At 68.1% G+C, this 21,384-nt stretch carries 15 protein-coding genes; 9 read left to right on the top strand and 6 right to left on the bottom strand.

Annotated elements, in window-relative coordinates; translation table 11 throughout:
- The first annotated feature begins 17 nt into the window (after positions 1–17).
- Both thiC and ACFQI8_RS17100 read left to right on the top strand, forming a co-directional pair.
- The gene (gene thiC / locus ACFQI8_RS17105) at positions 18–1,466 is read left to right on the top strand and encodes a phosphomethylpyrimidine synthase ThiC (protein ID WP_390246919.1); all 1,449 of its coding nucleotides are present in this window, start codon (positions 18–20) and stop codon (positions 1,464–1,466) included.
- A 98-nt stretch (positions 1,467–1,564) separates the two neighbouring features.
- Positions 1,565–2,599 (top strand): sodium:calcium antiporter, encoded by a 1,035-nt coding sequence (locus ACFQI8_RS17100; protein ID WP_390246917.1) that lies wholly within the window; start codon positions 1,565–1,567, stop codon positions 2,597–2,599.
- A gap of 55 nt (positions 2,600–2,654) precedes the next feature.
- Here ACFQI8_RS17100 and ACFQI8_RS17095 read toward each other — a convergent pair whose 3' ends face one another.
- From ACFQI8_RS17095 to ACFQI8_RS17075, 5 genes are all read right to left on the bottom strand, one after another.
- Complete coding sequence (locus ACFQI8_RS17095; RefSeq protein ID WP_390246915.1) at positions 2,655–3,563, bottom strand: universal stress protein; 909 nt, start codon at positions 3,561–3,563, stop codon at positions 2,655–2,657.
- 77 nt (positions 3,564–3,640) lie between these two features.
- The gene (locus tag ACFQI8_RS17090; RefSeq protein ID WP_004967129.1) at positions 3,641–3,838 is read right to left on the bottom strand and encodes a hypothetical protein; all 198 of its coding nucleotides are present in this window, start codon (positions 3,836–3,838) and stop codon (positions 3,641–3,643) included.
- Between the two features lie 380 nt (positions 3,839–4,218).
- Positions 4,219–6,474 (bottom strand): NADP-dependent malic enzyme, encoded by a 2,256-nt coding sequence (locus ACFQI8_RS17085; RefSeq protein WP_390246913.1) that lies wholly within the window; start codon positions 6,472–6,474, stop codon positions 4,219–4,221.
- A gap of 179 nt (positions 6,475–6,653) precedes the next feature.
- Positions 6,654–6,944: a hypothetical protein gene (locus ACFQI8_RS17080; protein ID WP_390246911.1), complete on the bottom strand. Its 291-nt coding sequence runs from the start codon at positions 6,942–6,944 to the stop codon at positions 6,654–6,656.
- 450 nt (positions 6,945–7,394) lie between these two features.
- The gene (locus ACFQI8_RS17075) at positions 7,395–7,646 is read right to left on the bottom strand and encodes a hypothetical protein (protein WP_390246909.1); all 252 of its coding nucleotides are present in this window, start codon (positions 7,644–7,646) and stop codon (positions 7,395–7,397) included.
- Between the two features lie 528 nt (positions 7,647–8,174).
- On the opposite strand from ACFQI8_RS17075, the gene ACFQI8_RS17070 reads away from it, so the two are divergent.
- Both ACFQI8_RS17070 and ACFQI8_RS17065 read left to right on the top strand, forming a co-directional pair.
- Positions 8,175–14,882: a PGF-pre-PGF domain-containing protein gene (locus ACFQI8_RS17070; RefSeq protein ID WP_390246943.1), complete on the top strand. Its 6,708-nt coding sequence runs from the start codon at positions 8,175–8,177 to the stop codon at positions 14,880–14,882.
- A gap of 111 nt (positions 14,883–14,993) precedes the next feature.
- The gene (locus ACFQI8_RS17065; RefSeq protein WP_390246907.1) at positions 14,994–16,073 is read left to right on the top strand and encodes a cell surface protein; all 1,080 of its coding nucleotides are present in this window, start codon (positions 14,994–14,996) and stop codon (positions 16,071–16,073) included.
- A 45-nt stretch (positions 16,074–16,118) separates the two neighbouring features.
- On the opposite strand, the gene ACFQI8_RS17060 is transcribed toward ACFQI8_RS17065, so the two are convergent.
- Positions 16,119–16,646, bottom strand: coding sequence for a metal-dependent hydrolase (locus ACFQI8_RS17060; protein WP_390246905.1), 528 nt, complete (start codon positions 16,644–16,646; stop codon positions 16,119–16,121).
- Between the two features lie 156 nt (positions 16,647–16,802).
- Here ACFQI8_RS17060 and ACFQI8_RS17055 point away from each other — a divergent pair, with 156 nt between their 5' ends.
- From ACFQI8_RS17055 to ACFQI8_RS17035, 5 genes are all read left to right on the top strand, one after another.
- Positions 16,803–17,552, top strand: a complete 750-nt coding sequence (locus tag ACFQI8_RS17055) for an ABC transporter ATP-binding protein (protein WP_390246903.1) — start codon at positions 16,803–16,805, stop codon at positions 17,550–17,552.
- Positions 17,545–18,780: an FtsX-like permease family protein gene (locus ACFQI8_RS17050; protein ID WP_390246901.1), complete on the top strand. Its 1,236-nt coding sequence runs from the start codon at positions 17,545–17,547 to the stop codon at positions 18,778–18,780. Before ACFQI8_RS17055 ends, ACFQI8_RS17050 begins: the two co-directional genes overlap by 8 nt.
- The gene (locus tag ACFQI8_RS17045) at positions 18,773–20,080 is read left to right on the top strand and encodes an ABC transporter permease (protein WP_390246899.1); all 1,308 of its coding nucleotides are present in this window, start codon (positions 18,773–18,775) and stop codon (positions 20,078–20,080) included. Before ACFQI8_RS17050 ends, ACFQI8_RS17045 begins: the two co-directional genes overlap by 8 nt.
- 76 nt (positions 20,081–20,156) lie before the next feature.
- On the top strand, positions 20,157–20,432 hold the full coding sequence (locus ACFQI8_RS17040) for a hypothetical protein (RefSeq protein WP_004969163.1): 276 nt from the start codon (positions 20,157–20,159) through the stop codon (positions 20,430–20,432).
- The gene (locus ACFQI8_RS17035) at positions 20,433–21,338 is read left to right on the top strand and encodes a DUF4350 domain-containing protein (protein ID WP_390246897.1); all 906 of its coding nucleotides are present in this window, start codon (positions 20,433–20,435) and stop codon (positions 21,336–21,338) included.
- Positions 21,339–21,384 lie beyond the last annotated feature (46 nt).

The raw sequence follows: 21,384 nt of genomic DNA, 5'->3' as shown, positions 1-21,384 counted from the left end.
GTATCACTAAGTAATCAATGGCGTCGACACAACTCCAACACGCCCGAGCGGGACACGTCACCCCGGCGATGGAACGCGTCGCAGAGCGCGAGCACCGCGACCCCGAGTTCGTCAGAAAGCAGGTCGCCGAGGGGCAGGCGGTCGTCCCCGCGAACCGCAATCACGACTCGCTCGACCCGATGGTTATCGGCCGCGAGTTCGCCACGAAGGTCAACGCGAACATCGGCAACAGCGAGACGACGAGCGACCGCACCGAGGAGTTGGAGAAGCTCCACACCGCGGTCCACTACGGCGCGGACACGGTGATGGACCTCTCGACGGGGTCGAACCTCGACGAGATTCGGGAGGCGAACGTCGCGTACTCGCCGGTCCCACTCGGCACCGTCCCCATCTACGAGGCGGTCAAGCGCGTCGACAGCCCCGAAGATATCACCCGCGACCTGCTCCTCGAAATCATCGAGAAACAGGCCGAACAGGGCGTCGACTACATGACGATTCACGCGGGCGTGCTGATGGAGCACCTCCCGCGTACCGACGGTCGGAAGACGGACATCGTCTCCCGCGGCGGTTCTATCCTCGCTCAGTGGATGGAGGAACACGGCGAGCAGAACCCCCTGTACGTCGCGTTCGAGGACATCTGCGACATCTTCGCCGACCACGACGTGACGTTCTCGCTCGGCGACGGCCTCCGACCCGGCTGTCTGGCCGACGCCGGCGACGACGCGCAGTTCGCCGAACTCGACACGCTGGGCGAACTCACGCAGACTGCGTGGGACTACGGCGTGCAGGTGATGGTCGAAGGCCCCGGTCACGTCCCGATGGACCAGATTGTCGAGAACGTCGAGCGCCAGCAAGAGGTCTGCGACGGCGCGCCGTTCTACGTCCTCGGCCCGCTCGTCACCGACGTGGCTCCCGGCTACGACCACATCACGAGCGCCATCGGCGCGACCGAGGCGGGCCGCGCCGGCGCGGCGATGCTGTGTTACGTCACGCCCAAAGAACATCTCGGCCTCCCCGACCGCGAGGACGTGCGCGACGGTCTCGCCGCCTACCGAATCGCCGCCCACGCGGCAGACGTGGCGAACGACCTCCCCGGCGCGCGCGACTGGGACGACGCGCTCTCGGAGGCCCGCTACGAGTTCGACTGGGCGCGGCAGTTCGACCTCGCGCTCGACCCCGAGCGGGCGCGGTCGTTCCACGACCAGACGCTCCCCGGCGACAACTACAAGCAGGCGCGCTTCTGCTCGATGTGCGGCGTGGAGTTCTGTTCGATGCGCATCGACCAAGACGCCCGCGACGCCGACGGCGAGATGACGGCAATCGACTCCGCGACCGACCTCGACGCGTCGCCGGCGGCCGACGCGAACCTCCCTCCGGTCGGCGCGCACGACACCGACCGCGTCCCCGACGAAATCGAAATCCGCGGCGTCACGTTCACGCCCGAGTCCGCCCACGGCGACGACTGACGGCCGTCCGAATCCTCCCTGCCCACGCACCCACAGGCTCCGCGCGGGTGACCTCCGTGTCGGTGGCTTCTTTTTTCGCGTCGCTGAACGGGCTTCCAATGGTCCTCGGCAGTCTCCTCCCGTCGTCGCCGCTCGCGAACGTCGCCGTGATTCTCCTGATGACCGCCCTCATCTGGCTCGGAAGCGGCTGGCTCGAAGAATCCGCCGACCACCTCGCGTCGTACTACGGGCTCCCGGCGGTCGTGCAGGGCTCTGTCGTCGTCGCCCTCGGGTCGAGTTTTCCCGAGTTCGCCAGCGTCACCGTCGCCGCCGCCGCGGGCGTCTTCGACATGGGCGTCGGCGCAATCGTCGGCTCGGCCATCTTCAACGTCCTCGTGATTCCGGCGCTGTCGGGGCTCGCCACCGACGGCGACCTCGAAACCAGTCGACTCGTCGTCTACAAGGAGGCGCAGTTCTACATGGTCGCCGTCGCCACGCTCGTCGTCACCTTCTCGCTGGCGGTCATCTACTTCCCCGTGCCCGACGGCCCGGCGCTGACCGGGCGGCTCACCCGTCCGGTGGCGCTCATCCCACTGCTCCTCTACGGGCTCTACCTGTTCATTCAGTGGCAGGACGTCTCGGAGTACGAAAGCGAGGAGGCGGGCGTGGCCGACGGCATCGGCCGCGAGTGGGCGCGCCTTCTCGGCGGCCTCCTCGTCATCCTCGTCGGCGTCGAGCAACTGGTCGGGAGCGTCGAGTCGCTCAGCGCGACGTTCGGCGTCCCGACGTTCCTCGCGGGGGTCACCGTCGTCGCGGCCGCGACGAGCCTCCCCGACACGCTCGTCAGCGTCCGCTCGGCCGCCGACGGCAACAGCGCGACGAGCCTCGGCAACGTCCTCGGGTCGAACACGTTCGACCTGCTCGTCGCCATCCCCGTGGGCGTGCTCATCGTCGGGAGCGTCCCGGTCGACTTCGCCGTCGCCGTCCCCATGCTGGGCGTGCTGACGCTGGCGACCGTCCTGCTTTTCGGCCTGCTCCGGACGGAGCTATCGCTCACCCGGCTGGAGTCGTACGCGCTCGGCGCGGCGTACCTCGTCTTCGTCGGGTGGATTGTCGCCGAGACCGCGGGTGTCACGGGACTGCTTCGGAACTGACCGGGGGACCCGCCCGGCGTCCGCCGACTGCGGGCTGACGCCCGGCGACCCCGCCCTACTCGTCTCGCGGCTCTCTGACCGTCACCACGGGGACCGGCGAGGTCCGGACCAGTTTCTCGGCGACGCTCCCGAGCATGTAGCGGTCGAACCCCGTGTGGCCGTGGGTTCCTATCACCACGATGTCCACGTCGTGTTCGTCGATGTACGCGAGGATGCCGCCGTGAATCGACACGTCGCGGCCGACCGACTTCCTGACCGTCTCGACGCCCGCGGCGGCCGCCGTGTCGCTCGCCGCGTCGACCGCGTCGCTCGCCCGCGTTTCGAGTTCGTCGACGAGGAGCGGCCCGCGGATGTCCGCGCCGAAGGCGGCGACGTTGACGACCGACACCGCGTGGAGCGCCGCGTCGGTCGCCGCGGCCAACTCGCCGCCGAACGCGACCGCCGCGGTCGCACAGGCGCTCCCGTCGGTGGGCGTCAGCACGTCGGCGTAGGGGTACGCGAGGTCGGTCGTCGCGTCCGGCCGGACCGTGAGCACGGGCACGTCCGACCGGCGGACGACGCGCTCCGTGGTGCTCCCGAGAAGCAGGCGGCTCAGCCCCGTCCGCCCGTGGGTCGGCATGACGACGAGGTCCGCGTCCCGCTCGGTCGCGTACTCGGTGATGACCCGGTACGGCTCGCCGCGTTCGACGCTCGTCACGACCGACACGCCGGACTGCGACGCGCGGGCCGCGGCGTCGCTCACGAATCGCTCGCCGTCGCTTCGGCGGTGCTCGGCGGGGTCGTCGCCGTTGGAATCGTCTCTCTCACCCTCGTCGTTCAGGTTCGGGCGGCGCTCGGGTTCCGCCGGGGCGACGTGCAGGAGGTGGAGGGTCGCGTCGTGGGCGGCGGCGATGTCGACGACGTGGTCGAGGACCGCGTCCGCGCCGTCGCTCCCGTCGGTCGGAAAGAGGAGTCGGTCGAACATGGTGCGATGTTCTCAGCGAGCGCACAAAAGCGAGGAGGCTGGTCGCCGCAGGGTGAGAACTCACCCGCGTCCCGCCGTCAGCGCCGGAGCGCCCAGACCGCCAGTCCGATGGCCTCCCGAAGCGTCACGCCCGCCGCGAACACGTACACCGTCTGCAACGGGAGTTCGAGGAAATCGATGGCCGCAACCGCGAGCGACATCACGATGGCCATCCCGACCCATCCGAGTGCGAACCGGCGCTCCGACGCCGACGTGTGTGTGCCCAACTCGACCATACTCCCTGACTCGGCCGAATCTATTTAATTTCTCGTGCTGGCGCGGCCGAGCGGGCGGTCGCGGTGTGCCGTGCCAGCCCGCTCGGCCGCCGGGTTACTCCGCTCGGGGCACGCCACTTCGCTTGAGCGTCCACCACGGCGACACCAGCCAACTCGCACGACCACCTTTTTCCGGTTCGGGTTCGCTTCGCTCACCCTCTCCGGAAAAATCTGGACCAAAAAAGCCCTCGCTCCGCTCGGGCCGGGCTACTCCGCTTGGGCGTCCACCACGGCGACCCCAGCCAACTCGCACGACCACCTTTTTCCGCTTTCGGGTTCGCTTCGCTCACCCTCTCCGGAAAAATCTGGACCAAAAAAGCCCTCGCTCCGCTCGGGCCGGGCTACTCCGCTTGGGCGTCCACCACGGCGACACCAGCCAGATTGACGATATCCTTGACCTCGTCGCCGCGCTGGAGGACGTGAACCGGCTTGTCCATGCCGACGAGCATCGGGCCGATTGCCTCCGCGCCGCCGAGGCGCTGGAGCAGTTTGTAGCCGATGTTGCCCGCTTCGAGGTTCGGGAACACGAGGACGTTCGCGGGGTCGTCGAGCTCCGCGAAGTCGTAGGTGTCGGTCAGCATCTCCTCGACGAGGGCGGTGTCGGCCTGCATCTCGCCGTCGACCGGGAAGTCCACGTCGGGGTCGGCGTGCAGTTGCTCGACGGCGTTTCGGGGCTTTCGCGTCCCCTCGTTCGTGACGCTCCCGAAGTCCGAATACGAGAGGAGCGCCGCGCGGGGTTCGACGTTGAAGCGCCGCGCGAGCTCGGCGGTGTGTTTCGTCACCTCGGCGAGCACGTTCTCGTCGGGGTCGAGGTTGACCGTCGCGTCGGCGCAGAAGATGACGCGGTTCCGGAACGTCAGCATGTAGACGCCGGCCGCGTAATCGGCGTCGTCGGCGGTGCCGATAATCTGGAGCGGCGGGCGGAGCGCCGAGGGATAGTGGTGCGTGAGGCCGGTCAGCATCGCGTCCGCGTCGCCCATGGCGACCATCACGCTGGCGAAGTAGTTCGAGTCGCTCCGCACGAGTTCGGCCGCCTCGGTTCGGGTGAGCCCCTTGCGCTGGCGGCGCTCGTAGAGGTGGTCCACGTAGTGGTTCCACTCGCCGCTTTCGGGGTCGGCGATGGTCGGGTCGAAGTCGAGGCCGAGGTCCTCTGCGGTCCGGAGAATCTGCTTCGTCCGGCCGACGAGGATGGGTTCGGCGATACCCTCCTCGACCAACTGGCTCGCGGCGCGAATCATCTTCTCGTCTTCGCCCTCGGCGAGCACGACGCGCTTGGGGTTCGACGCCGCCTTGTTGAGGACGACGCGCATCATCTCGCGGGATTTGCCGAGGCGGGCCTCCAACTCCTCGCGGTAGTCGTCGAGGTCGCGCTCGCGGCGGGCCGCGCCGCTCTCCATGGCCGCCTCGGCGACGGCCGGCGTCACCTCGTAGAGGACGCGCTGGTCCAGCGGCTTGGGGATGAGGTAGTCGGGACCGAACTGGAGGGGGCCGTCGCCGTAGGCCTTGACGACCGCGTCGGGCACGTCCTGCCGGGCGAGGTTCGCCAGCGCCTCGGCGGCCGCGCGCTTCATCTCCTCGTTGATTTCGGTCGCGCGCACGTCGAGCGCGCCGCGGAAGATGAACGGGAACCCGAGGACGTTGTTCACCTGATTCGGGTAGTCAGAGCGCCCTGTGGCCATGATGACCGTGTCCTCGCGGGCGTCCTTGGCGTCCTCGTAGGCGATTTCGGGCTCCGGGTTCGCCATCGCGAAGATGATGGGGTCGTCGGCCATCGACCGCACCATCTCCTGGCTGACGATGCCGCCGACCGAGAGGCCGACGAGCACGTCCGCGCCCTCGATTGCGTCTTCGAGGTCGCCATCGTCGACGCCGCGGGCGAACGGCTCGGCGTACTCGTCGAGGTCGCCCGCCTCGGCCCGCGACTCAGAGAGGACGCCGTCGATGTCGCACAGCGTGATGTTCTCGTGGGGGATGCCGAGCGAGACGTAGAACCGCGCCGTTGCGGTCGCGGCCGCTCCCGCCCCCGAGAAGGTGACGTTCAGCGACGACAGCTCCTTGTCGGCGATGTCGGCGGCGTTCAAAAGCGCCGCGCCGGAGATGATGGCCGTGCCGTGCTGGTCGTCGTGGAACACGGGGATGTCCATCCGCTCGCGCAGGGACTCCTCGATTTCGAAGCACTCGGGCGCGCGGATGTCTTCTAAGTTGATGCCGCCAAACGTCGGCTCCATCGCGGCGACCGACTCCACGAACGCTTGCGGGTCGTCGTGGTCGAACTCGACGTCGAACACGTCGATGTCGGCGAAGCGCTTGAACAGCACGCCCTTGCCCTCCATCACCGGTTTCGACGCCTGCGCGCCGATGTCACCGAGGCCGAGCACCGCGGAGCCGTTGGAGACGACGCCGACGAGGTTACCCTTCGCCGTGTACTCGTAGGCGGCGTTCTCGTCGTCGGCGATGTCGAGACACGGCGCGGCCACGCCCGGCGAGTACGCCAGGCTCAGGTCGCGCTGGGTGTTCGTCGGCTTCGTCGTCGCTATCTCTACTTTCCCCGCCGGCGGCCGTCGATGGTAGTCCCGAGCGTCGTCTTCGAGCGTCATTGCTCGTGATGGGAACGGTGAGGTAAGTAGAGTCTTCGCTCCGGCGGCTCCACGGCAACGAACGACACACACGGCACGACCGCTCGTCGCCCTGTCTCTCCGTCGAGGAACTGATGTACGGTCTGGACGGTGGTGTTCGGTGTCGACAGCGCCGTCGGCACCCCGTCTCACCCGAGCGCTCACCGAAGGGCTTCGTGCGGCATCGTGTAGAGCTGAACGTGCTCCGCTATCGACACCTCCTCGAACTGACTCTCCGTCACGAACAGGTCCGAAACCGCGTCGACCTGTCTGATGGGGTAGATGTGTTTCGCGTTCCCGTAGCCGTGGTACACCTCGACCGGCACGGCGAACGCCACCTCCCCCTCGTCGACGTCGACTGTCGCGCCGAACGTCAGCTCGTCGTCCTCATCGGAAACTGTACAGATAGTTGATGGTACCGCGTCCCCTGCATCGTATATCTCTTTGACCATCCGTTGACAACCCACACTATTGTTCATTACCTTGAGCGGTGTCTCTCCCCACCCACTCTCCGGGATTGAACTGCTCAAGTTTCAGCCATATATCCAACGAGCACCGTGATAACTATTACTCAACCAACGAAACTGTGTGTGTAGTTGATGCGTCTGGCGGGCGCGAGTCGGTGCGCCACCGAGTCACCACGTCGTAACCGACCGACCGGCGGGACGCAGGTCTCGAACAAGGCCCACAATGCGTTTCTCCGCCGAAACTGGGTGATTAATTCGAGACCTGCGGCTATCTCTCCGAAGGAGAACCCACGCGTCCCCGTCGCGGCACCGAGAGAGCAGTCTGCCAGCTGTCCAGTCCGGTCGTTGGCATATTGGCGTGTCGCCGGCCGATCAGTCGATAGTCGGATTTCGGACAGTTCGGCTCGCGTATACCCCGTCGGTGCGGCGTCGAACTCAGCGGAGGGCGTCGTGCGGAATCGTGTAGAGGCGGACCCCGTCTGCGGCGGTCATCTCGTCGGGTTCGCCGTCGGTGACGAACAGGTCGGAGATGCGTTCGATCTGTTCTGTCGGATAGACGTGCCTCGCGCTTCCGTAGCCGTGGTAGACCTCGACCGGCACGGCGAACGTCAGCGTGTCCTCGACACCGAGAGCCGAACAGATGTCCGTCGGTACGTTCTCTCCTGTTTCGTATCGTTCGTTGACCATTCGTTGACAACCCACAGTTCGTGACGACTCTGAGCAGTATCTCACCCCATCACCCTTGAGAGGTCCTGCCGAGCTTCGACTACAACTGCAACGACCACGATGATAACCGTTACCCCAAACCGAGACGGCGACTGACACGCGTCGTCTACGCGTCTCCGCGCGCTCGCGAACGTCGCAGACGGTTGCCGTTCAGTGTGATAGATATATGCCCGTTACACCTCTACGGCCACTCGAACGCCGTCCGTCGTCGGTTCGCGGTGGCTCTCGTGCCGCGTGACAGCCGCCGACGGACGATGTCACCGCTATTGTCACTGACAGTATCTCTGGTTTCGTGACAGCGGTGGCAACTCTGCGGGTCGGGGCGAGAGGCGTCGATTTCGACCGCGTGAGGTCCGCCCGCGGTCACGAATCGATTTTTCAGAAAGTTTTCCATTCAAAAGTATTATGGCGTTCGTATCTGTTGGGTGAGATATGAGTCGTTACCGCAGGCTCTCCCAACAAGGGTTGAGTCTCGCACTCGCGCTCATCGTGGTTTTCTCGGTTATCGCAGGCCCGGTGTCTGCGAGCGTCGGGACCACCACAGGTGAGACACAGCTGGGTGGACCGCCCGCTAACCAACTCGACACGGTCGACGACGACCGGCTGACCCAGGCGTCGGAGAACATCAGCGTCTGGGACGGCGCGTTCCTGTCGCTCCGGCCTGACACGACCGATTCTCGATTCGACTCGGCCGCGGCGTATCAGGTCCAGTCGACCAACACGTTCGTTGAGACCAGTGTGGCGAACAAGGACCTCGAAAAGAACCCGATGTACGTGTACAACGTCGGACAAGAGGTCCCGTTCAGGTTCACTGGCGTCTCAAACGACCGACTCATCGAGGGCCAAGACGTCCAACTCGTCGCGGCAAAGCTCGATAAGGGTGCGACGATTCCCCGGAGCATCCCCGGCGTCGCTGAGACGCTCACGAGCGACGACGACGTGAGTTCCTCGGTCGTCGGCGAGACCACCGGCACGGCGAACGAGAACTCCTTCGAGTTCACGCCCGACGAGTCAGGCATGTGGATGTTCGCGGTCGTCACCGTCGACGACGGGGCCGGCTTTTCGGACGCCAACGCCGACGGGAACCTCGAAACCGACGGCAACGTCACCTTCGTCGGCGTCGACGCCCTGCCGGTCCAGCAGGGGTCGTCGTCGGTGAGCGCGCCGTCGCTCGCGGGCGACGGCCAGAACGTGACGGTCACCGTGGACGCCTCGTCGCTCGACGCGACCGAGGTCAGCCACACCGTCGCAATCTTCAACGAGTCTGACCTCTCGAACTACGACCAGACCATCAACGCGACCGACCGGTCGAGCATCTCCCTCGAAACCGAAATCGCACGGGTGAACGGGACCAGTCAGATGCCGGCGAACGCGAACGTCATGGGCGTCACGCCCGGTTCGCGGTCGTTCGTCGGGAGCCAGACGGCGATGTCGATTTTCGACCGGCTCAACGACAGCACGTCCCGGTTCGACGACGTGACCGTCGTCTCCCCGGGCGCGACCGTCTACGGTTCGACCGTGACCAAGGTCGCGGGGAACCAGACGACAGTCGAGGTCCCCATCGCCGACGGAGCCACGCCCGGCGACTACGTCGTGATGCACGTGGCGACGAACCAGTCGGGCACCGAGTCGGTGACGAACCGCGCGCCGCTACAGGTCGCCCAGAGCGTCCAGCTGAACCTGACGGCGAACACGACCACGCCCGTCGCGGGTGACGACGTCGAGTTCACCGTCACGCGCGAGGACACCGGCGCGGTCGTCCAGAACGCCGAGGTCACCGTCGGCGACACGACCGTCCAGACGGACGCCAACGGCGTCGCGGTCGCCACCGTCTCGACGGCCGGCGAGTACGACGCCATCGCGTCGAAGAACGCGACGAACGGCGAGGCGTTCGCCGACGCCACGCTCGCGCTCGACGTGTTCGAGCCGGCGACCTTCGAGTACAGCAACCTCACCGTCCAGCCCCAGCAGGTCCTTCCCGGAGACGAGGTGGTCGCGAACGCGACCGTCGAGAACGTCGGCGACGTCAACGGGAGCTACGAGGCGGCACTCACTATCGACGGCGAGGCGCAGTCGCCAGCCGACACCGGCGAGCTCCAGCCCGGCGAGTCGACCGAGGTGAGCTTCACCTCCTCGTTCGAGGACCCCGGAACCTACGACGTCTCCATCGACGAGCTTTCGACCGACGACGCCGAACTCGTCTCGCGGACCGTCCGCGTCATCGCGCCGGCGAACTCGAGCGTGACCGACGTCAGCGTCGAGCCGACGAGCATCAACACGACCGAGCGGTACACCGTCTCGGCGACCGTCGAGAACACCGGTGGCCGCTCCGATCTGGTCCGGCTCACCTACACCACGACCGACGACGAGGGCAACACGGAGGTTTACAACACCAGCCGAACCGTCGTCGTGGGCGCTGATTCCACGGCCACGAAGAACGTGACCGCCCTCGCACCGACCGCGCTCGGCTCCGACGACGTCGGGAACTTCACCGTCGCCGTCAACGACGTCGAAGCGGCCTCGACGCTGACGGTCACCCGGCGCGACCGGTTCCCGCCGACGGTCCGGCTTCCGGCACCCGCACAGGGCGCGGTTCCCTTCGGGACGCCCATCACGCTCAACGTGAGCGACGAGTCGGACATCAGGCGCGCGACGTACAACTTCGGTAACGGCTCACAGCCGCTCTCGCTCGACGCCAACGGGAGTGCGACCGTCCCGACCGGCGACCTCGACGAGGGGCAGACGACGCTGACGGTCAACGCGACCGACACGGCCGGGAACACGATTACCCGGACGTTCAGCTTCGACTTCGTCTCCTCGCCGCGCGTCACGAGCGTCGGGCCGACCGACGTCGCCGGGCCGTCGAGCACCATCACGGCGTCCTTCGCGGACGACCGCAACGGCGACGCGGAGTCAGGCATCAACGCCAGCGCGACGACGCTCGTCGTCGACGGCACGGCCGTCGACCTCTCGGGCGCGACGACGAACGACAACTCGACGCTCGAAATCAATGTCTCCGAACTCGGTGTCTCGCTCGACGAGGGGCCGACGACCGCGAGACTGACCGTCGTCGACGAGGCCGGCCACGCCACCTCGCGGCTGTTCGAGTTCGAGTACGACGAGACCGCGCCGACCGCGAGTCTCGCGCTCGACCCCGACTACGTCGAGGACGACGAGGACGTGAGCGCGAACAACCCCGTCGACATCACGCTCGACAGCGCCGACGACAACCTCGAATCCGCGGCGTTCGTCGTCCGTGACTCGGACGACGAGGCGGTCTACACGCGTGACGTGACCGCGCTCGCTCGTTCGACCGGCGAGTTCGAAATCGAGTGGGACGGCACGAACGACGACCGCGCTCTCGTCGACAGCTGTTCCTACAACCTCACGCTCGTGGGCACGGACGCCGGCGGTAACACCGGCGTCGCCAACGCCACCGTCTGCGTGGACAACGAGGAGCCGACCTACGACGTGTCGGCCGTCGACGGGACGACAGACCCCGTCTACACGAACGGGAGCGTCGACGTCACCTACAGCACCTCGGAGAGCGTCACCGTCGAGTACACGTTCGAGTCGGACTCGGGCGTGACGGCGACGTTCGAACGGACGCCGGACAAAGCGACCGACGCGAACCACACGCTCGACGTGGCGTCGGCGCTCCCCGACGGGAGCTACACGATGACGGCGACCGCCACCGACCTCGGTAACAACCAAGCTACCGTGGAACGGTCCGAACCCGTCGTGGTCGACACGACCGACCCCGGACTCACCGCGACGCTCAACACGACCGAATCCAGCAATCTCTCGGTCAGCGTCGCCAGCACGGAACCGCTCGCCGGTACCCCCGACGCGGAACTCACCGGCCCGAACAGCAACGTCGAACCGCTGACCCTCACGCGGGTCGACTCGACGACGTGGACCGCCGAACTCGACACGAACGCGTCCGGCGAGTACGCGCTCGACGTGACGGGGACCGACCGCGCCGGCAACACGGCGAGCGACTCCAGTACGGCGACCGTCACGAGCAACAACTTCTCGGAGCAGTCGACGGTGTTGCTCGTGAGCGCGAGCGGCGACACGTTCATTCGGATTAACGCCAGCGACAATGCCGACCTGCCCGCCGGGCAGACCGTCATCACGCTGACCGACACGAACGTCCCGCCGAACGCGCTCTCGCAGGGCACGGCGGCGACGAAGTACCTCGAAGCCAACGCCGGACTCACCGAGGACCAAATCGAGGACGTCACCTACGGCTTCAGCGAAAACCTCGACACGACCGGCAACGGCTTCAACATCGTCTACATCGAGCGCGGCGGCACGCGAGTACTCCCGACGACGCTCCAGACCGACCCGTTCGGCCTGTCCGGTGACTACTACACCGCGACCCGCACCGGCCTGTCGACCTACGGCGCGGTCGAAAACGACACGGAAGCGCCGACCATCAGCTACGACGACCCGGCGGAGGACGCCGAGTTCTCCGAGGTCAACAACACGGTCTCGGTGAACGCGACGCTCTCCGACAACGTGGAGGTCAACACGTCTTCGGTGTCGGTGACGGTCGAAAGCGACGGCCAGCTCAGAGACGTGACCGACAACGCGACGGTCACGAACGAGTCGGTCAACTACACCACGCCCGGCCTCCCGCCGGCGAACTACACCGTCACCATCGAGGCGTCCGACACGAACATCACCGCCAACACGGCGACCGAACAGGTCAACTTCACCGTGCAGGACGACCGCGAAGCGCCGACGGTCACCGCGCTCGGCCCGACCGACGGCACGACCTTCGCGTTCGGCACCGACGCGGTGGAACTCAACGCGACCTACGAGGAAGCGAGCGACGCGGTGAACGACACCGGCGTCGACGCGGAGAACGTCACCGTCCTGTACGACGGACAGGACATCACGGGCTCGGCCGCGCCCGACGCGACCGGGTTCAACACGACCGTCCCGGTGGACGGAAACGAGACGCACAACCTGACGGTTCGCGTGCCCGACAACGCCGGTAACACGGTCGTCCGCACGGCGAACTTCAGCGTCGCGGGCGACGACGCCGAGCCGACAGTCGAGATTTCGAACCCCGCCGAGGGCGACGAACTCTCGAACACGACGACCTCGGTCAACGTGACCGCGAGCGTCGACGACGCCGAAAGCGGCGTCAACCTCAGCTCCGTGACCGTCACCTTCGACGGGACCGACGTCACGAGCGAGGCGAACCTCGACGACCTCTCGAACGTCTGGTTCAACAAGACCGGCCTCGAACCGGGCACCAGCCACAGAGTGTCCGTCTCGGCGGCCGACCGCGGTGGGAACGCGAACGCCTCGACGGTGAACTTCACCGTCGCGCCCGACCTGACGGCACCGAACGTCACGCGGGTCAGTTCCCAGAACGACACCTTCGAGAGCGACGCCAACCTCTCGGTCGAAGTGAACTACACCGACCCCGAGAGCGGCATCGACGCGTCCGCGGTAACGCTTCTGCTCGACGGTGAGGACGTGACCGACGACGCGACGGTGTTCCCGAACCCCGGCGCGACGCTCGACCTCAACTCGTCCGAAATCGACTCGGGCGACCACCAGCTCAGCGTGCGCGTCACCAACAACAACGGTGACACGACCACGAACGACACGACGTTCTCGGTCAATCAGGGTCCGGACATCGCCGTGACGTCCGTTGCGCTCGACCCGACGAACGCCCAGACCGGCGACCAAGTCGAGGTGACCGCGCAGGTCGAGAACTTCGGCGACGAGTCGGGCTCGGCCGACGTCGGCGTCACCGGCACCAGTCAGGCGGGCACCACCGACTTCGGCGTCACGAAGTCCGTGGCCCTCGACACTGGTGAGAACCAGTCCGTGAACTTCGTCATCGAACCGGAGAACGCGGGCACCTACACGGTCGCGGTCAACGGGACGACCGCGACGAACGCGCTCGACGTGACCTCGCCGACCGCCGACATCCAACTGCTCGGCGACTCGTCGGCCAGTCCGACGTCGCTCCTCGAAGGCGAGGAGACGACCGTCACGGTCAAACTCGGTAATCTCGGCGGCGCGAGCGGCTCCGCCTCCGGCGACGTGACCCGGAACGGGACGACGGTCGGGAACGTCTCGACCTCGCTTGCCTCCGGTGCACAGCGGACGTTCACCTTCAACGACACCCCACCGGGAACCGGCGACTACGTCTACGCGTTCAACGGCACGACCATCGACACGGTCACCGTCTCGGCGCGCGCCCCGGCGTTCAGCATCGACGCGGGCGCGAGCACCATCTCGCAGACGACCGTGGACACCGACGAGACGTTCACGGTCAGGGTGCGCGTGAACAACACCGGCACCGCGGAGGGGACGTACACCAAAGCGCTCACGGCCGGCCGCACGACGCTGGCCACGGAGAGCGTCACCGTCGGCCCCGGTTCCTCCGGCACGCTGACGTACTCCGTCTCCATCGACGACGCCGGCACGTACGACCTGCGGGTCGACGGCGTCACGATTGGCAGTATCACCGTCGAGGAGGCGAACGTCGGCGGTGGCGGTGGCGGCGGCGGCGGCAGTAGTCTCCCCAAGGACGACACGACCGACAGCGACCGGCTGTTCTCGGCACCCGGCTTCGACGCGCAGTTCGACGGCGGGCAGGGCGTCTCCGCGGTGAGCATCACGTTCAGCCAGCAGACGACTGGAGAGGTCATCGTCAGCGAACGCTCGGGCCTCCCCGGTCGCGTGGGACAGCCCGGCGGCACGGCCGTCAGCTACGTGCGCATCGACGTGCCCGACAGCGCGCGCGACCGCCAGTCGACCCTCCGGTTCACCGTCAGACAGAGCCGGCTCGACGAACTCGGCGTCGAATCGTCTGACCTCGTGGTCCGGCGGTTCAACGAGGACTCCGGTTCGTGGGAAGACCTCGAAACCAGCGTCGTCGACAGCGGTGACGGCGCGGTCGTCATCGAGGCCGACACACCCGGCTTCTCGTACTTCGCCGTGACGTCGAGACAGGTCGCCACGACCACGACGCCGACCGACGACACGACGACGACGACGGTGGACGACGACACCACCACGGCGTCCAGCACGCCCGGCTTCGACGACGACACGACGACGGCCCCGAGCGGCACGACCGACTCCCCCGTTCCCGGATTCGGTGCGGCGCTCGCCGTGGTCGCGCTCCTCGCGGCCGCGCTCCTCGCGGTCCGCCGGAACGACTAACGACCGCACCGCGCGGTCGTCTCTCCTTTGTTTTTTCACCGGACCAGCGCCGCCTGCGGATTGCGCGACGGACTGCCTACAAGCTTTTACCACCGGTGAGCAAAACGAACGATGATGCTACGACCCCGCGTCTCGATTCCCGTTCTCGTGGTCGCCGCGATACTCCTCGCGGCCGTCGCGCCCCCGGCCGTGGGGGCCAACGGGGACTACGACATCGATATCGACGGCTCCATCGACACCGTCGACAGAACCGTCTCGACCTCACAGGGCGAGTTCACCGTCACCCAAGTCGGCCGCGCCGACGCCGGCGACACCGTTTCGGTCTCCGTGGACGCGCCGAGCGGCAGTGACTACACGCTCACGATTCTCGACTCCGAACAGCGAATCCGGCGGTCCACGTCGGCGACCGGCGACACGACCGAAGAGTTCGGTACCGGTGGGTTCGACCCCGGAACCTACGCCGTCGTGGTCGGCAACCAGTCGACAGAAGAGGTGTACGCCGGCGAACCGCTCGTGATTCGCGCCTACGCGGTCTCGACGCAGGCCGCCGGGAGCGTCGAGCAGTCGGACGACCTCGACGTGACCGTCGAACTCGACGAGGTCGAGTCGGGCGAGTCCGTCCAGGCCGTGCAGGTCGTCCTCGCGGACGACTCCGAGAACGTCCGCGTCGACGCCTCGGCGGTCAACGACACGCACTACTCGGCGTCTGTCTCCACCGACGACGTGGAGTCCGGCGACTACTCGCTGTACGCGGTCGTCCGCGGCGCCGACCGAGCCCTCGGCGAGAACGAACTCATCGGCGTGAGCGACGCCTCGACGGTCGAGGTGGTCGAACAGGCGACCGACACGTCGACGCCCGACGAGGGCTCCGCCGGCGGCGGCGGCGGTGGCGGCGCGGACGACGCCACGACGACCACCACCGAGTCAACCGAGACGTCGACGGCGGCGACCGACACCGCCGAGTCGACGACGACCGACGCCGCGGATACCACGGCCGACGCCGACGCGACGACCGCCTCCACCGAGTCGACGGCGACGGCCCAGACGACGACCGACAACGTCGTGACGCCCAACGAGTCCACGACGACGACGGCCCAGACGACGACGTCTTCGGAAGTCCCGAACACGGCGCCGTCCCTCCTGTTCGGCGCGCTCGTCGTCTTCGCGGTCGGCCGGCGACTCATCAGCTAATCAGCGTCCGCGTCACCCGCCGTTTTTCTTCGCCGCTCCGCCGGTCTAGCGCTCCGTTCGCGCTCGCCGATGATCGAGTCGGTTGACCAGCCAGATACCGAACGCGACGGCGGCGAGGGCGTACTGGAGGTTGTACCGCGGGTCGCCGAGCGATTCGAGCACGCGGACCCACGGCGGAATCGAGTCCGCGGCGTAGTCGGTCGCCGGGAACAGGGGCCACAGGAGGAACTGCATCGACCCCCAGTCGCCGGCGAGAAGCGCCCGGTAGGTGTCGCCCAGATAGTGCGAGAGCGTCGCGACGACGAGGGCGGTCGCCTGCTCGCGGTACCCAAGCCGGTGGCCGACGCCGACGAGGACGACGAGCGCGGGAAGCATCACGAGAGGTGAGTGGCCGAGCGAGCGGCCGCTGACGAGGACGCCGTAGTACGCGAGCGGTTTGTCGATGAGGTCGGGCAACTGCGAGCCGACGAGCGCGGCGGCCAGCGTCCACCCGGTCGGTAGCGGGCGGCGACGGCCGACCCGGAAGAGCGCGACCGAGAGATATCCGAGGGCGAGGTGGCCGATTGGGAACACTACCGACGTAGACGACGCCGAGACTATTCAACCGTGGGGACGACGCGAGCCGACGCGGCCCCGCGAATCTGGACGTTTGTCGAGTCGCGCCGGCCTCTCCGGCTCCCGCGGCGTCCACACACCAAGTATATGTCACGTCGGGGACCACGTGGCGGTATGTCCGATACGGTCTCCGAACATCGTCCCCCCGACGCGACGGACTCGGCGGCGACCCTCCGTTGCGAGCGGGTCGTCCGCGAGTACACCCGCGGCTCCGACTCGTTTTTCTCCCGCGGGTCCGACGCCCCGACGGTCCGCGCGCTCGACGGCGTCTCGCTTTCGGTCTCGACGGGCGAGTTCGTCGCCATCGCCGGGCCGAGCGGGAGCGGCAAGTCCACGCTGTTGCACCTCCTCGCCGCGCTCGATACGCCCACCCACGGCGACATCCGGGTCGCGGGCACCGACGTTCGGTCGCTGTCGAACCGCGGCCGGACGCGGCTCCGCCGCGACACCATCGGCATCGTCTTCCAGCATTTCCACCTGTTGCCCTCGCTTTCGGCCCGGGGCAACGTCGCGCTCCCGCTCATCGAGCGCGGCGTGTCGAAGCGCGACCGACGCGCCCGCGCCGAGGAACTCCTCGAACAGGTGGGACTCGGCGACCGCGCCGGCCACAAGCCGGGCGAGCTCTCCGGCGGCGAGCAACAGCGCGTCGCCATCGCCCGCGCGCTCGTCTCCGACCCCGCGGTGCTCATCGCGGACGAGCCGACCGGCGAGTTGGACACCGAGACGGGCCAACGCGTCCTCGACTACATCGAACAGACCGCCACGGAGCGGGCGGTCGTCGTCGCCACGCACGACGAACACGTCATCGAGCGGGCCGACCGCGTCGTCCGCCTCCGCGACGGCCACGTGGTGAGCGATGGCTAGGCGACACCGGCTGTTCGGCGTCGTCGGCCTCGCGGGGCGGCGCGTCCTCGGTCGCCTGCGGACCACCTCCTCGAAGCAGGTGCTGTTGAGCGTCCTCGGCGTCGCTCTCGCCGTGACGCTCATGACGACCGTCAGCGGCATCGCGCTCGGTCTCGGCGCGGAAAACGCCATCCAGAGCGAGGGCGTCGACTACTGGGTCGTCCCCGAGGCCAGCACGGCCTCGTCGGTCGCCGTCTCGGTCGGCGGCCCCCAACTCGGCGACACCCACGCGATTACCGACCGGCTCGCGCGCGACGAGCGGGTGGACTACGCCACGCCGGTCCAGACGCAGTTGGTGACGCTTGCACCCGAAGACGGCTCGACCGACGAGTACGTCCTCGCGGCGGGCATCATCCCGCCCGAGGAACCGACCTCGGTCGTCGGCGTCTCGACGGAGTCGCTCACGCCGGGCGACCCCCACTACGCCAACGGGAGCTACGACGGCCCGCGGACCGGCGAACTCGTCCTCAACGACGCCGCCGCGGAGTTACTCGGCGTCTCGGCCGGCGACGAGGTGACCGCGAGCGTCGGCGGCTCGCGGGCCGCCTTCACCGTCGCCGACGTCCGCGAGGGGTCGCTGTCGTCGGGCGTCGGCCCCGTCCCGGTCGCGCTCGTCCACCTCTCGGAACTGCAGACGATGACCGGCTCGACCGACGGCGACCTCGCGGACCAACTGCTCGTCAGCACCGACTCGGCGGGCGTGCGGTCCGACATCGAGGCGCTCTACCCGCGGACCTCGGTCGTCACGCAGACCGGCCTCGCGGTTCGCGGCGCGTCGACCTCCAGTCTCCCCTTGGCGATGGCCGCCGTCTCGCTCGTCGTCGCCGTCCTCGTCGGCGTGCTGTTCGTCGCCACGATGATGGGACTCGAAGTCAATGCGGACCGCCGCAATCTCGCCGTGCTCTCGGCGATGGGCTACCGGACGAGTTCGCAGATGTTACTCGTCGTCGCCGAGACGGTGGTCGTCGCCACCGTCGGCGGCGTCGTCGGCGTCGCGGCCGGCATCGGCGGTATCCACCTGACGAACGCGATTACGCGGGAGCTCCTCGGGGTGCAGGTCGCGCTGTTCGACCCGGTGCTCGTCGGCTACAGCGTCGCGGTCGCGGCGCTCATCGGCCTCGTCTCCTCCGTCTATCCGGCGTGGCTCACCTGGCGGACGCCCACTCTGGAGGCGATGTCGCATGACTGAGGACGCCGACCCGAACCGCGGTTCGGACGCGAACGGGAACGCGAACCGTCAGGCGACCCCGGAGTCGTCGCGGTTCCCGCGGCTCGCTCGCGTCCGCGCGTCGGCTGGTATCGCGCTCTCACAGCTCACTCACGCCCGCGGGCGGACGGTCCTGACCGTCCTCGGAATCACGCTCGCGGTCCTCGCGGCGACGCTTCTGGCCGGGACGGGCATCGGCGTGATACAGACGGGCCAACAGCAGTTCGACGCGGCGGGCCGCGACGTGTGGATTACCGGCGGCCCGGTCCGGTTCTCGCCGACCGGCGTCGGCGGCTTCGAAAACAGCATCGTCGACGCCCACGGGGTAGAGTCCCAGCTGGAGGCCCGCGAGGACGTGAAAGTCGTCACGCCGATGTCGTTCCAGACGGTGTACGTGAAGTCCAACGAGTCCGACTACGAGACGCTCGTCGGCGTCGGCGCGCCCGCCCGCGGCGGGTCGGTCCAGATTACGAACGGCACGGGGTTCAACCGGACCGACGTCCACTACGCCGACGGCAACTACACCGGGCCGATGACTCACGAAGTCGTCATCGACCAGCGGACCGCCGAGATGATGAACGTCTCCGTGGGCGACTCGCTGTACGTCGGCGGCACCACGGGCATCGCCCGCGAAAACGAGTTCACCGTCGTCGGCGTCTCGCCGACGTTCTCACGGTTCCTCGGCACGCCGAGCGTCGTGGTCCACCTGAGCGAGCTTCAGGAGCTGACGGGCGCGACCGGCGCGGACACGGCCACGCTCATGACGCTCACGGTCGCCGACGGGGCCGACCCCGAGGCGGTCGCGGCCGACATCCAAGCTGACTATCCGGACTACGACGTGCGGACGAATCAGGAACAGCTCACGGAGATTCTGCGCGACCAGGCGGTCATCATGGCCGCCGGCGGGAGCCTCGTCTTCCTCGCGCTCCTCGCGGGGCTGGCGCTCAGCGTGAACGTTCTGCTGTCGCACGTCTACCACCAAACGCGGGAGCTCGCCGCGCTGAAGGCGCTCGGCACGTCGTCGTCGACGCTGTCGCTGACGCTCGTCGCGCAGGCGCTCGTCCTCGGGACGCTCGGCGGCCTGCTCGGGGTGGCGCTGTCGTTCCCGGCCGCGCGCGGCCTGAACCGACTGGCACAGCTCCTCGTCGGGTTCGGCGACGTGGTCGTCCTCCCGGAGACGGTCCTCGCCGGCGGCTTCGCCATCGCGTTCGTGATGAGCCTCGTCTCGTCGCTCGCGGTCAGCCGGCAGATAGCCGGCATCCGACCGCTCGACCACCTCTAGTCGTGGCGTGGCGTTCGGGAGTCGCCCGACCCCCGCAAGCGATAGTTTAGTTATCCCGCCCCGTCCACGACCGTACATGGCAACGGCACGACGCGAGCGATTCATCCGCGCCCAGCTCGCCTGGATGCTCGGCGCGACCCTCGTCTTGGTCCTCCTCGACGCGCTGTCCTACGAGCTGGTGTTCGTCGTGTCCCTCATCGGTTTCCTCGTCGTCGTCGAACTCACCGCGCCGGTCGCGGTGACGCCCGCGTGGCGGCGACGGCTCCTGTGGCTCATCGGCGGCGGCCTCGTCGCCTTCGGCTACATCGTGGTCAGACGCATCCTCGACATCCTCCCGCCGGGGGTGTTCTGAGTGCGCCTCGGCTCCCGCGAGGTCGGCTACCCGCACCTGTTGGCGGCGGCGCTCCTCGTCGCGATGCTCGTCGGCGTCGGCGTCGGCGCGGGCACCTCGTCGTCCACCTACGGCGCGTTCAACGCCGCGTGGGACGGCGGCTCCGGCGTCCGCGGAGTCGCGGCCGACGCGGGCGCAGAGACGGCGGTCGTCTACAACACCACCGAGTACGACGCGGTCGACCCGGGAGGTACCGTCGCGTTCGTCGTCTCGCCCGAGCGAGGGTACACCGACGCCGAGGCCGCTCGCGTCGAGTCGTTCGTCCGCGCCGGCGGGACCGTCGTCGTCGCCGACGACTTCAGGCCGCACGGCAACGACCTGCTCGCCCGGCTGGGCGCGTCGGCGCGCGTCAACCAGACGCCGCTCCGCGACGACCGCCACCAGTACCGCTCCGGCGCGCTCCCGGTCGCCACGCGGGTCGCCGCCGACCCGGTCACCAGAAACGTGACGCGACTCACTTTGAACCACCCGGCGACGGTGACGGCAAACGAAAGCACCGTCCTCGTCCGCTCGTCGAACTTCTCGTACCGCGACCGCGACGACGACGGCGAACTGGACGACACCGAGACGCTCCGGTCGTACCCGGTCGTGACCACGGAGCGCCTCGGCGCGGGCGACGTGGTCGTCGTGAGCGACCCGAGCGTGTTCATCAACGCGATGCTCGACCGCCCGGACAACCGGGCGTTCGCGGCGGCGCTCGCGGCCGACCGACAGACCGTCGTGTTGGACTTCTCGCACGCCGAGGAGCGCCCGCCCCTGCAGGTCGCGCTTCGGGCGCTCCGGGGTTCGGCCGGATTCCAACTCCTGTTCGGCGTCGCCGTCGTCGGCGCGCTCGCGGTCGTCGCCCGGCGGGGACGGCTCTCGTAGGCCGTCGAGGCGCTCGGCATGCTCGGCGCGGTCGGCCCGCCGTCCG

The sequence above is a fragment of the Haloferax chudinovii genome (assembly GCF_042663345.1).
Lineage (GTDB): Archaea > Halobacteriota > Halobacteria > Halobacteriales > Haloferacaceae > Haloferax > Haloferax chudinovii.
Note: the sequence above shows the minus strand (reverse complement) of the source record. Positions and strands in the feature narration are given on the sequence as shown.

What these genes read in the sequence shown, in the direction of transcription:
- thiC (WP_390246919.1), top strand. Translation starts at nt 18, where the DNA reads ATGGCGTCGACACAACTCCAACACGCCCGAGCGGGACACGTCACCCCG.
- ACFQI8_RS17100 (WP_390246917.1), top strand. Translation starts at nt 1,565, where the DNA reads ATGGTCCTCGGCAGTCTCCTCCCGTCGTCGCCGCTCGCGAACGTCGCC.
- ACFQI8_RS17095 (WP_390246915.1), bottom strand. Translation starts at nt 3,563, where the DNA reads ATGTTCGACCGACTCCTCTTTCCGACCGACGGGAGCGACGGCGCGGAC.
- ACFQI8_RS17090 (WP_004967129.1), bottom strand. Translation starts at nt 3,838, where the DNA reads ATGGTCGAGTTGGGCACACACACGTCGGCGTCGGAGCGCCGGTTCGCA.
- ACFQI8_RS17085 (WP_390246913.1), bottom strand. Translation starts at nt 6,474, where the DNA reads ATGACGCTCGAAGACGACGCTCGGGACTACCATCGACGGCCGCCGGCG.
- ACFQI8_RS17080 (WP_390246911.1), bottom strand. Translation starts at nt 6,944, where the DNA reads ATGGTCAAAGAGATATACGATGCAGGGGACGCGGTACCATCAACTATC.
- ACFQI8_RS17075 (WP_390246909.1), bottom strand. Translation starts at nt 7,646, where the DNA reads ATGGTCAACGAACGATACGAAACAGGAGAGAACGTACCGACGGACATC.
- ACFQI8_RS17065 (WP_390246907.1), top strand. Translation starts at nt 14,994, where the DNA reads ATGATGCTACGACCCCGCGTCTCGATTCCCGTTCTCGTGGTCGCCGCG.
- ACFQI8_RS17055 (WP_390246903.1), top strand. Translation starts at nt 16,803, where the DNA reads ATGTCCGATACGGTCTCCGAACATCGTCCCCCCGACGCGACGGACTCG.
- ACFQI8_RS17050 (WP_390246901.1), top strand. Translation starts at nt 17,545, where the DNA reads ATGGCTAGGCGACACCGGCTGTTCGGCGTCGTCGGCCTCGCGGGGCGG.
- ACFQI8_RS17045 (WP_390246899.1), top strand. Translation starts at nt 18,773, where the DNA reads ATGACTGAGGACGCCGACCCGAACCGCGGTTCGGACGCGAACGGGAAC.
- ACFQI8_RS17040 (WP_004969163.1), top strand. Translation starts at nt 20,157, where the DNA reads ATGGCAACGGCACGACGCGAGCGATTCATCCGCGCCCAGCTCGCCTGG.